At 60.1% G+C, this 11,574-nt stretch carries 9 protein-coding genes; 2 read left to right on the top strand and 7 right to left on the bottom strand.

The window, feature by feature from the left end; all coding sequences use genetic code 11:
• Window positions 1-40: 40 nt before the first annotated feature.
• The 7 genes from ACW9JE_RS23755 to ACW9JE_RS23725 all read right to left on the bottom strand — a co-directional run bounded on the left by ACW9JE_RS23755 (window position 41) and on the right by ACW9JE_RS23725 (window position 9,744).
• Window positions 41-961 carry a response regulator gene (locus tag ACW9JE_RS23755; protein ID WP_457434127.1) on the bottom strand — a complete coding sequence of 307 codons (921 nt, stop codon included), beginning with the start codon at window positions 959-961 and terminating at the stop codon, window positions 41-43.
• Window positions 962-1,128: 167 nt separating this feature from the next.
• Window positions 1,129-1,890 carry a phosphate signaling complex protein PhoU gene (gene phoU, locus ACW9JE_RS23750; protein WP_175375581.1) on the bottom strand — a complete coding sequence of 254 codons (762 nt, stop codon included), beginning with the start codon at window positions 1,888-1,890 and terminating at the stop codon, window positions 1,129-1,131.
• Between the two features lie 109 nt (window positions 1,891-1,999).
• On the bottom strand, window positions 2,000-2,833 hold the full coding sequence (gene pstB, locus ACW9JE_RS23745) for a phosphate ABC transporter ATP-binding protein PstB (protein ID WP_224541637.1): 834 nt from the start codon (window positions 2,831-2,833) through the stop codon (window positions 2,000-2,002).
• 175 nt (window positions 2,834-3,008) lie between these two features.
• Window positions 3,009-4,679 carry a phosphate ABC transporter permease PstA gene (gene pstA, locus ACW9JE_RS23740; protein ID WP_224541639.1) on the bottom strand — a complete coding sequence of 557 codons (1,671 nt, stop codon included), beginning with the start codon at window positions 4,677-4,679 and terminating at the stop codon, window positions 3,009-3,011.
• Between the two features lie 15 nt (window positions 4,680-4,694).
• Complete coding sequence (locus ACW9JE_RS23735; RefSeq protein ID WP_224541644.1) at window positions 4,695-6,728, bottom strand: ABC transporter permease subunit; 2,034 nt, start codon at window positions 6,726-6,728, stop codon at window positions 4,695-4,697.
• Window positions 6,729-7,213: 485 nt separating this feature from the next.
• The gene (locus ACW9JE_RS23730) at window positions 7,214-8,215 is read right to left on the bottom strand and encodes a phosphate ABC transporter substrate-binding protein PstS family protein (protein WP_457434126.1); all 1,002 of its coding nucleotides are present in this window, start codon (window positions 8,213-8,215) and stop codon (window positions 7,214-7,216) included.
• 230 nt (window positions 8,216-8,445) lie between these two features.
• Window positions 8,446-9,744 (bottom strand): MFS transporter, encoded by a 1,299-nt coding sequence (locus tag ACW9JE_RS23725; RefSeq protein WP_224541167.1) that lies wholly within the window; start codon window positions 9,742-9,744, stop codon window positions 8,446-8,448.
• A gap of 365 nt (window positions 9,745-10,109) precedes the next feature.
• On the opposite strand from ACW9JE_RS23725, the gene ACW9JE_RS23720 reads away from it, so the two are divergent.
• Window positions 10,110-10,514, top strand: a complete 405-nt coding sequence (locus tag ACW9JE_RS23720; protein ID WP_007942704.1) for an acyl-CoA thioesterase — start codon at window positions 10,110-10,112, stop codon at window positions 10,512-10,514.
• Window positions 10,515-10,603: 89 nt separating this feature from the next.
• Window positions 10,604-11,503 carry a D-hexose-6-phosphate mutarotase gene (locus ACW9JE_RS23715; RefSeq protein ID WP_457434125.1) on the top strand — a complete coding sequence of 300 codons (900 nt, stop codon included), beginning with the start codon at window positions 10,604-10,606 and terminating at the stop codon, window positions 11,501-11,503.
• The last annotated feature ends 71 nt before the right edge of the window (window positions 11,504-11,574 follow it).

Genomic DNA, 11,574 nt, shown 5'->3' with positions numbered 1-11,574 from the left:
GTAGGAGCGAGGCTTGCCCGCGAACCGGCCCTACGCGGTCTCAGGCACCCGGAACAAAGTGCTTCTGCGCCGTACCACGAGCAATCAGGCGGGAGATGTAATCGAGCTTCTGCGCGTCCTGATCGACGAAGCGGAAGGTCAGCTGCAGCCATTCGCTGTCAGGCTTGGGTTCGTGGGCGACGATGGCGTGCAGGTAGCCGTTCAGACGCGCTGTCTCGGCGCTCTCGCCTTGCTCCAGGTCGAGCACGGCGCTGTCGAGCACTTGCGGCAGGGCGTCGGTACGCTTGATCACCAGCAGCGCTTCCTTGAGGCTCAGGGCCTTGATCACGCATTGCTGGATACCGTTAGGCAAACGCAATTGACCTTGGCCACGCCCTCCTCCGGCTGCAGCCGCGGGAGTCGGCGCCTTGACCGGCGGGCTGTTGAGCAGGCCACGCGATGGAGCGACAGCAGGTGCGGCAGGCGCAGCGACAGTCGCAGCCACCACAGGCGCCTTGCCGCCGGTCAACGCATTCAACGAATCGTTGGCATAGGCCGAGACGGTTTTGGTGCTCGCCGTGTTGATCAGCGAATCCAGCTTGCCGACCTTGTGCAGCGCCTGCTTGACCTTGGTGATCAGTTGCTCGTTGGTGAACGGCTTGCTCACATAACCGGACACCCCGGCCTGGATCGCCTGCACCACGTTCTCCTTGTCGCCACGGCTGGTCACCATCACGAACGGCATACCCTTGAGGCTTTCCTGCTCACGGCACCAGGTCAGCAGCTCCAGACCCGACATCTCCGGCATTTCCCAGTCGCACAGGACCAGATCGAACGCCTCGCGCGCCAGCAGGGCCTGAGCCTTTCTGCCGTTGACCGCATCTTCGATGCGCATGCCCGGAAAATAGTTACGCAGGCATTTTTTCACCAGGTCACGAATGAACGAGGCATCGTCCACGACCAACACACTGACCTTACTCATCCAAAACCCCTTTAAAAAATCCCGGCCAGCATACCGCTTTACTGATGGCACTTTGCCAAAAACCTTCAGTCACGCCGGGACTTTCGTTCGCGGGTGCTGCTTTTCGAATTCGTGAGCCGCAAATGAAAACGCCCGGCCAAAGGGCCGGGCGCTTCTCTGGGGCAACCTTACTTATCGTCAGCTTCGCCCGGAACATTAGCGGTTTCGCCGCTTGTTCCTTCAACTTCTTCCTTCATGCGCTTGAGGCCCATGTGGCGCACGTCAGTGCCGCGCACCAGGTAAATCACCAGCTCGGAGATGTTGCGCGCGTGGTCACCGATACGCTCCAGCGAACGCAGTACCCAGATGATGCTCAAGACCCGCGAGATAGAGCGCGGGTCTTCCATCATGTAGGTCGCCAGCTCGCGCAGCGCGGTCTTGTATTCGCGGTCGATGATCTTGTCGTACTGCGCCACCGACAACGCAAGGTCTGCATCGAAACGGGCAAAAGCGTCCAGCGCATCGCGGACCATGTTGCGGACCTGGTCGCCGATGTGGCGAACCTCGACGTAACCGCGCGGCGCCTCACCTTCTTCGCACAGCTGAATGGCGCGACGGGCGATTTTGGTCGCTTCGTCACCGATGCGCTCCAGGTCGATCACCGACTTGGAGATGCTGATGATCAGACGCAAGTCCGACGCTGCCGGCTGGCGACGGGCCAGAATGCGCAAGCACTCTTCGTCGATGTTGCGTTCCATCTGATTGATCTGGTCGTCGATCTCGCGCACCTGCTGCGCCAGACCCGAGTCGGCTTCGATCAGCGCGGTGACCGCGTCGTTGACCTGCTTCTCGACCAGCCCGCCCATGGCCAGGAGGTGGCTGCGCACTTCCTCGAGTTCGGCGTTGAATTGCTGGGAGATGTGATGGGTCAAGCCTTCCTTAGAAATCATGGGTTTGCTCCGCAAAAGCTGTGAGCTGCAAGCATCAAGCTGCAAGCTGTTTCGTTTCGTACTCGGTCCGCTTTACTTGCCGCTTGTAGCTTGCGGCTCGCAGCTGCTTCTAGCCATACCGACCGGTGATGTAGTCTTCGGTCTGCTTCTTCGCCGGGTTGGTGAACAGGGTATCGGTGTCGCCGAATTCCACCAGTTTGCCCATGTACATGAATGCCGTGTAGTCGGAAACCCGCGCGGCCTGCTGCATGTTGTGGGTCACGATGACGATGGTGAACTTGGATTTCAGTTCGTAGATCAGCTCTTCGACTTTCAGCGTGGAGATCGGGTCGAGTGCCGAGCAGGGTTCGTCGAGCAGCAGGACTTCCGGCTCAACCGCGATAGTGCGAGCGATCACCAGACGCTGCTGTTGACCACCGGACAGACCCAGTGCCGATTCGTGCAGGCGGTCTTTCACTTCATCCCACAGCGCCGCGCCTTTCAACGCCCACTCCACGGCTTCGTCGAGCACGCGCTTCTTGTTGATGCCCTGGATGCGCAGACCGTAGACCACGTTCTCGTAGATGGTTTTCGGGAACGGGTTCGGCTTCTGGAACACCATGCCGACGCGACGACGCAGCTCGGCCACGTCTTCGCCCTTGCGATAGATATTGTTGCCGTACAGATTGATCTCGCCTTCGACGCGGCAGCCGTCGACCAGATCGTTCATGCGGTTGAAGGTACGCAGCAGGGTCGACTTGCCGCAGCCCGACGGGCCGATGAAGGCGGTCACGCGCTGTTTCGGAATGTTCATGCTGACGTCGTACAGCGCTTGTTTCTCGCCGTAGAACAGGCTCAGGCCCGGCACTTCGATCGCCACGGTTTCCTGCGCCAGGTTCAGGCTCTGCTTGTCGCGACCCAGGGCCGACATGTTGATGCCGTGGGTATGTGTTTCGTGCTGCATGGGAGGCTCCCTGTGCTAACAAATTCGGTTCGGAAAGCCCTTTTGGCTGTTCCATCAATATTCCGGTAGACGCCGATCAGGGTGGGAGCGGGCTTGCTCGCGAATGCATTCTTGCATTCACCGACGATGTCGACTGACACATCGCTTTCGCGAGCAAGCCCGCTCCCACAGGGGATCAGCTATCCAGCGCTTTGTATTTTTCGCGCAGGTGGTTACGAATCCACACTGCCGACAGGTTCAACGTGGCGATCACCAGTACCAGCAGCAGCGCTGTGGCGTACACCAGCGGTCGTGCGGCTTCGACGTTCGGGCTCTGGAAGCCGACGTCATAAATGTGGAAGCCCAGGTGCATGATCTTCTGATCCAGGTGCAGGTACGGGTAGTTGCCATCCACCGGCAGCGACGGCGCCAGCTTCACCACACCCACCAGCATCAGCGGCGCCACTTCACCGGCGGCGCGGGCCACGGCGAGGATCATGCCGGTCATCATCGCCGGGCTGGCCATCGGCAGCACGATCTTCCACAGGGTTTCGGCCTTGGTCGCGCCGAGCGCCAGCGAACCTTCGCGTACGGTGCGAGGAATCCGCGCCAGACCTTCTTCAGTGGCCACGATCACCACCGGAACCGCCAGCAGCGCCAGGGTCAACGAAGCCCACAACAGACCCGGCGTACCGAAGGTCGGCGCCGGCAAGGCTTCAGGGAAGAACAGACGGTCGAGCGAACCACCCAGCACGTAGACGAAGAAGCCCAGACCGAACACGCCGTAAACGATCGCCGGAACGCCCGCCAGGTTGTTCACCGCAATGCGGATCACCCGGGTCAACGCGTTCTGCTTGGCGTATTCACGCAGGTACACGGCCGCCAGCACGCCGAACGGGGTCACGATCATCGCCATGATCAGGGTCATCATCACGGTGCCGAAGATCGCCGGGAAAATACCGCCTTCGGTGTTCGCTTCACGCGGATCGTCGCTGAGGAACTCCCAGACCTTGCTGAAGTAGAAACCGACCTTGGTGAAAGTCCCCATGGCGTTCGGTTGGTAAGCGTGAACCACCTTGCCCAGACCGATTTCTATTTCCTTGCCGTTGGCGTCGCGGGCGGTCAGGCTGTCGCGGTTGAACTGTGCGTGCAGGTCGGTAAGACGCGCTTCGACGTCTTGATAACGGGCATTGAGTTCGGCACGCTCGGCGTCCATGTCCGCTTGCGCGGCCGGGTCGAGTTTACCTTCCAGCTCCAGTTTGCGACCGTGCAGACGGATACGCTCCAGACCTGAGTTGATCGCGCCGATATCGACTTTTTCCAGGGTCTTGAGCTGGGCAGCCAGCTTATTCACCCGATCGATTCGCGCCTGCAGCTCAGGCCAGGCCGCTTCGCCTTCGGCGACCACCTTGCCGTCCTGTTTGACGTTGACCAGGTAGCCGTAGAAGTTGCCCCACTCGCGACGCTCGATGGCCATCAGCTCCACCGGCGTGGTCTGGTTGGTCAGCCACTCGCCGACGATCCAGGTGAAGTCGTTGCCGTTCAGGTCACGGTTACCGACCTTGATCAGCTCGCGGGTCATGAATTCCGGACCTTCATCCGGAACCGGCAGGCCGGCACTCTTCAAACGAGCACGCGGCACTTCTTCCTTCTGCACCACTTCACCGACGACCAGGTGATTGCCCTGGCCCGGCACGTCGTAGCTGGCGTGCACCAGATCCGCCGGCCAGAAGTGACCCAGACCGCGCACGGCGATCACTGCCAGCAGGCCAATGGTCATGATGACCGCGATGGACACCGCGCCACCGCTGATCCAGACACCTGGAGCGCCGCTCTTGAACCATCCTTTCAGGGAGTTCTGTTTCACAGACTTCTACCTTTCTTAAAGCGACGAGTATTTCTTGCGCAGACGCTGACGAATCAGTTCCGCGAGGGTGTTCATGATGAAGGTGAACAACAGCAGCACCAGCGCCGAGAGGAACAGCACGCGGTAGTGGCTGCCGCCGACTTCCGACTCGGGCATTTCCACCGCCACGTTGGCGGCCAGGGTGCGCAGACCTTCGAACAGGTTCATTTCCATGACCGGGGTGTTGCCGGTGGCCATCAGCACGATCATGGTTTCACCGACCGCACGGCCCATGCCGATCATCAGAGCCGAGAAGATGCCCGGGCTGGCGGTGAGGATCACCACGCGGGTCATGGTCTGCCATGGTGTTGCGCCAAGTGCCAGGGAACCGAGGGTCAGGCCGCGAGGCACACTGAACACGGCGTCTTCGGCGATGGAGTAGATGTTCGGGATTACCGCGAAGCCCATGGCCAGACCGACCACCAGTGCGTTGCGCTGGTCGTAGGTGATACCCAGGTCGTGGGAGATCCACAGGCGCATGTCGCCGCCGAAGAACCAGTTTTCCATGAACGGGCTCATGTACAGCGACAACCAGCCCACGAACAGGATCACCGGAATCAGCAGCGCACTTTCCCAGCCATCCGGGATGCGCAGGCGAATCGACTCAGGCAGACGACTGAAGGCGAAACCGGCGACCAGAATGCCTATCGGCAGCAACATCAGCAGGCTGAAGATGCCCGGCAGGTGTCCTTCCACATACGGCGCGAGGAACAGACCGGCGAAGAAACCGAGGATCACCGTCGGCATCGCTTCCATCAGCTCGATCACCGGCTTGACCTTGCGACGCATGCCCGGGGCCATGAAGTAGGCGGTGTAGATCGCAGCGGCAACGGCCAGAGGCGCGGCCAGCAGCATGGCGTAGAACGCGGCTTTCAGGGTACCGAAGGTCAGCGGCGAGAGGCTCAGCTTCGGTTCGAAATCAGTGTTGGCGGCGGTCGATTGCCAGACGTATTTAGGCTCGTCGTAGTTCTCGTACCAGACCTTGCTCCACAACGCGCTCCAGGAAACTTCCGGGTGCGGGTTGTCCAGCAGCAACGGATGGATCTTGCCGCCGGCTTCCACGATCACGCGGTTGGCCCGTGGTGACAGACCGAACAGGCCCTGGCCTTCCACCACCTGATCCACCAGCAGGGTGCGATGCGCGGTGCTGTGGAACACGCCGAGCTTGCCGGAAGCATCCAGGGCAACGAAGCCCTTGCGACGTTCTTCAGCGGTGATTTCGACGATCGGCGTCGTGCCCATCTGGAAGGTACGGATCAGCTTCAGGCGCTGTTCGCCATCGGGGTCGCGCGCCATGAACCACTGGGCCAGACCGCCTTTGGAGTCGCCGATGATCAGCGAGATGCCGCCCACCAGTTGATTGGTGGCGGTGACTTGAGCTTCGCCATCTTCCAGCAGTTTGTAGCGACCGTTGAGACTCTTGTCGCGCAGACTGAACACGTCGGCCTGAGCACGACCGTTGATTACGTACAGCCACTGCTGACGTGGGTCGACGAAGATGTTCTTCACCGGCTCGGTCATTTGCGGCAGGTCGATACGCTTCTGCTCGTTGGTGACTTCGCCGGTCATCATGTTTTCTTCGCTGGTCAGCGACAGGACATTGAGTTGCGAACCGGTGGAGCCAACCAGCATCAGGGTCGAATCGGTGGCGTTGAGGCTGACGTGCTCCAGCGCACCGCCGCCTTCGTTCAGGGCGATTGGCGCTTCGCCGTATGGGTATTCGATGGCCGGCGTGATGGTTTTCTTGCCGTCCGGATAGCTGACTTTATAGGTGTGACGGAACACCAGCGCCTGGCCGTTGGACAGTCCCACCGCTACCAATGGATGACCTGGCTGATCTTCACCGATGGAGGTCACGGAGGCACCAGCTGGAACCGGCAGATCGACGCGCTTGAGTTCAGCGCCACTGTCGATGTCGAAGAACAAGGCCTGGCCCTTGTCGGAAACCCGCATCGCCACCTGGTTCTGTTCTTCCAGGGAGATCATCAACGGCTTGCCGGCATCTTGCATCCAGGCAGGCGTGATGGCGTCGTTGGACGTCAGACTGGCACCCTGGAACAGAGGTGCGACGACGTAGGCAAGGAAGAAGAAAATCAGAGTAATCGCACCCAGCACGGCAAGGCCGCCAACGAGGACGTACCAGCGGGTCAGGCGATCTTTCAGCGCGCGAATGCGGCGCTTGCGTTGCAGCTCAGGCGTATTGAAATCAATGCGCTTGGGGGGATTTGTAGTCATGTTGGAATTGGCCAGATCATTCATTCGCACACCCTAGCGATCCTGTATGACAGAAAGATGACAGTGCAGTGACGCGACAAATCCTCCGCTGGCGGTACCAGCAGGGGATAGAAAATATGTGGGCCGGCGTAGCGGCATTCGCAGGAGCAGAGCTTGCTCGCGAAGGGGTCGTTACATTCAACGTTTATGCTGACTGAACCGCCGCCTTCGCGAGCAAACTTCGCGCCTACAGGTCCGAGATGTAGCCCGGACCTAGGGTTTTACTTTTTTGCGACTTCAGCGCCGCCTTCCTGCAGACCCAGGTCAGCCAGTGCTTTCGCAGCAACCTTGGCTGGCAGAGGGATGTAACCGTCTTTAACTACAACTTCCTGACCCTGCTTGGACAGAACCAGTTTCACGAACTCGGCTTCCAGCGGGGCCAGAGGCTTGTTCGGGGCCTTGTTCACGTATACGTACAGGAAGCGGGACAGCGGATACTTGCCGTTCAGGGCGTTTTCTTCGGTGTCTTCGATGAAGTCCTGGCTGCCTTTCTTGGCCAGTGCAACAGTTTTCACGCTGGCGGTCTTGTAACCGATACCCGAGTAACCGATGCCGTTCAGCGAGGAACTGATGGACTGAACGACCGAAGCCGAACCTGGTTGCTCGTTCACGTTAGCCTTGTAGTCGCCTTTGCACAGGGCTTCTTCCTTGAAGTAGCCGTAGGTGCCGGATACCGAGTTACGACCGAACAGCTGAACCGGCTTGTTGGCCAGGTCGCCTGTCACACCCAGGTCACCCCAGGTTTTCACGTCGGTTTTAGCGCCGCACAGACGGGTGGACGAGAAGATCGCATCGACCTGTTCCATGGTCAGGTGCTGGATCGGGTTGTCCTTGTGTACGAAAACAGCCAGGGCGTCCACGGCAACCGGGATAGCGGTTGGCTTGTAGCCGTATTTCTGTTCGAAGGCAGCCAGTTCGGTGTCCTTCATCTTGCGGCTCATCGGGCCCAGGTTAGAGGTGCCTTCAGTCAGCGCAGGTGGCGCGGTGGCGGAGCCAGCGGCCTGAATCTGGATGTTTACGTTCGGGTATTCTTTTTTGTAGTTCTCAGCCCAGAGGGTCATGAGGTTGGCCAGGGTGTCGGAACCAACGCTGGACAGGTTGCCCGACACACCGGTGGTCTTGGTGTAGCTCGGGATAGCAGGGTCAACAGCGGCAACCGCGTTGGCAGTCGCAACGCCAGCAGCGACAAAAGTCATTGCCGCCATCAAACGCTTCAGTTTCATGCCTTACTCCTAGCAGATAGGTGTTTTAAGTCGGGGCCAAGTATCAGCAGGCCATGTGAACACTCTATGTCTGGAATGTGACAATTGGATGAAAGGCCAGTATTGGGCCTCTACACGAAGTTTGGGGATACCCCATCGCGAGCAGGCTCGCTCCCACATTGATCACGCTGTATCTGTGGGAGCGAGCCTGCTCGCGATGTGGCAATGACTGACGATGCAGAAAGCCGGGCTTAGCGCCCCTTCTTCCAGAGATACGCCCCCACCACAATCCCCAGCCCGCACAGCACCGCCACGTAATACGCAGGCCCCATCGCGCTTTCCTTGAGCAGCAGGCTGACGACCATGGGTGTCAGGCCACCGAAGATCGCGTAGGCGACGTTGTAGGAGAACGACAGGCCGCTGAAGCGCACCACTGGCGGGAAGGCCTTGACCATCACGTATGGCACCGCACCGATGGTGCCGACCAGCAGGCCGGTCAGGGCGTACATCGGGAACAGCCAGTCGGGATGTTCGGCCAGGCTGTGGTAGAAGGTCCAGGAGCTGGCCAGCAACGCGGCGCAGCCGAACACGAAGACTCTGCCCGCACCGAAGCGATCCGCCAGGGCGCCTGAGATCACGCAGCCAAAGCTCAACATCACAATGGCTACGCTATTGGCTTGCAGGGAAATGGTAGGCGCGAACTTGTAGACCGTCTGCAACACGGTCGGGGTCATCAGGATCAGGACCACGATGGCGGCCGACAGTAGCCAGGTCAGCAGCATCGAAATGGCGATGGCGCCGCGATGGTCACGCAGCACCGCGCGCAGGGGCACTTCTTCGGCCAGAGCCTTGCGCTGTTGCATCTCGGCGAACACCGGGGTTTCGTGCAACCAGCGGCGCAGGTACACCGAGAACAGGCCGAATACGCCGCCCAGCAGGAACGGGATCCGCCAGGCGTAATCGGACACTTCCACCGGGGTGTAGATGCTGTTGATCGCCGTGGCGACCAGCGAGCCGAGCAGGATGCCCGCCGTCAGGCCGCTAGTGAGGGTGCCGCAAGCGTAGCCGATATGGCGCTGCGGTACGTGTTCGGAAACGAAGACCCAGGCGCCCGGCACTTCACCGCCAATCGCCGCGCCCTGGATCACTCGCATCAGCAGCAACAGGATCGGCGCCCACATGCCGATCTGCGCGTAGGTCGGCAGCAAGCCCATGATCAGGGTCGGTACCGCCATCATGAAAATGCTCAGGGTGAACATTTTCTTGCGTCCCAGCAGGTCGCCGAAGTGCGCCATTACGATGCCGCCCAGCGGCCGCGCCAGGTAGCCGGCGGCGAAAATGCCGAAGGTCTGCATCATACGCAGCCAATCCGGCATGTCCGCCGGGAAGAACAACTTGCCCACCACGGTCGCGAAGAACACGAAGATGATGAAATCGTAGAACTCCAGCGCACCACCAAGGGCGGACAGCGAGAGCGTCTTGTAATCATTGCGGGTCAGAGGACGTGCGGAGGGAGCAGGCTGCGCAATACTTGAGGGCGCTGGGGTCATGGCAAAGGCTTCTCTTATGGTCAGTTCTGCCGCCCCGACAACGCAGGCAAGGTCTCGGGCGGGTCCGGCACGATAGCAAATTGTTCGAAAAAGCACATAGAGGCGCGTATTTGACGGTCAAAATGAGAACCGGATGGTCGTATCGGAGTCTATCGACCGATATACTCGCAACACTGTGCAATAGCTTTTCAGGGTTGCTGTGCGAAAACGCCTGTCAGGTTCATAGGCGATTTCGCAGAGTTTCCCTTTAGGCGCCTTTATGGAAAACGTGACGAACGTAGTATGTTCGGTGCTGAATCGTTTTTCCGAAGACGGCTATTCACTGAAAGACCAACGAAGAGTCACGGGTCAGAGGCACCCCCGGAATGATAGAGCTCGAACAAGAAGATCCGATCCCGCAAGGCGATCTGGCCTTGCAAATCACCGCGCTTCCCCGCGAAACCAACGGCTTTGGCGATATTTTCGGCGGCTGGCTGGTGGCGCAGATGGATTTGGCCGGCACCGCGATGGCCAGCAAGGTCGCCGGTGGCCGCGTCGCCACGGTGGCGATCGACCGCATGGCGTTTCTGGTGCCGGTGGCGGTGGGCGCTCAGCTCTCCTTCTATACCCAGGCGCTGGAAATCGGCCGCAGCTCGATCAAGATGATGGTCGAGGTCTGGAGCGACGATCCGCTGTCCAGCGAATGGCGCAAGGTGACCGAGGCGGTCTTCGTGTTCGTTGCCATCGACGGTAGCGGCCGCACTCGCTCGGTTCCGCCAAGAGCTCGCTGAGCATCAAGGCATCGCGTTAAACAGCCCCGCTAAACCCGGCGACCGTTTTGCGGTCCATTGCAGTCCTGTTATTGATCGAGAGCTGTCACATGAGCACGCCCAACGTTGAAGCCGTAAAACTGGATGAACTGAACTGCTGGCGTATTCGCCACGGTCAGGCCGAATTACTGGTGGCCCAGCAAGGCGCGCACATCCTCAGCTATCAGGTCGCCGGCCAACCGCCGGTGATCTGGCTCAATGACGAGGCCGTGTTCAAGACCGGCAAAAGCATCCGTGCCGGTGTGCCGGTGTGCTGGCCGTGGTTCGGCAACTTCGAGCGCAATCCGCAGAGCGTTAAAGCGATGCGTGTCAGCCAGGAACCGGCACCGGCCCATGGTCTGGTGCGGGCGGTGGACTGGGAGTTGGGTGGCATCGAGGCCGAGGGCGAAAGCCTGAACGTCGAGTTCCTCCTGCCTTATCCCGAAGGCGGCCTGCCGGGCTGGCCGCATCAGGTCGACTTGAAGTTGAGCATCCGCCTGGATTCGCAACTGCACATCAGCCTGACCAGCCATAACCAGGGCGCCGAGACGGTGACCATGAGTCAGGCGCTGCACAGCTATTTCGCCGTCAGCGATGTGCGCAACGTGCATGTCGAGGGCGTGAGCGGCCTGAGCTACATCGAAACGCTGGAAGACTGGAAAACCAAGTCGCAAACCGGCGACCTGGAGTTCACCGGCGAAACCGACCGCATCTACCTCAATGCTCCGGCGAAGCTGAGCATTGTCGACCCGGCTTGGGAGCGTCGCATCGAACTGACCAGCAGTGGTTCGCGCACGGCGGTGATCTGGAACCCGTGGGTTGATCGCGCTGCGGCGTTGAGTGACATGGCCGATGACGGTTGGCAGCGCATGCTGTGCATCGAGACGGCGAATGTGATGGATGATGTGGTGGCGTTGAAGCCGGGGGCCAGCCATACCCTGGGTGTGAGCATTGGCAGCAAGCCGCTCTGACACTGTATTTATAACTGTGGGAGCGAGCCTGCTCGCGATGCGGTGTGCCAGTCGACATCAAGTTTGACTGG

The organism is Pseudomonas sp. SDO55104_S430 (assembly GCF_054070595.1).
The sequence above is the reverse complement of the archived record's forward strand: the minus strand, read 5'-3'. Positions and strand labels throughout refer to the sequence as shown.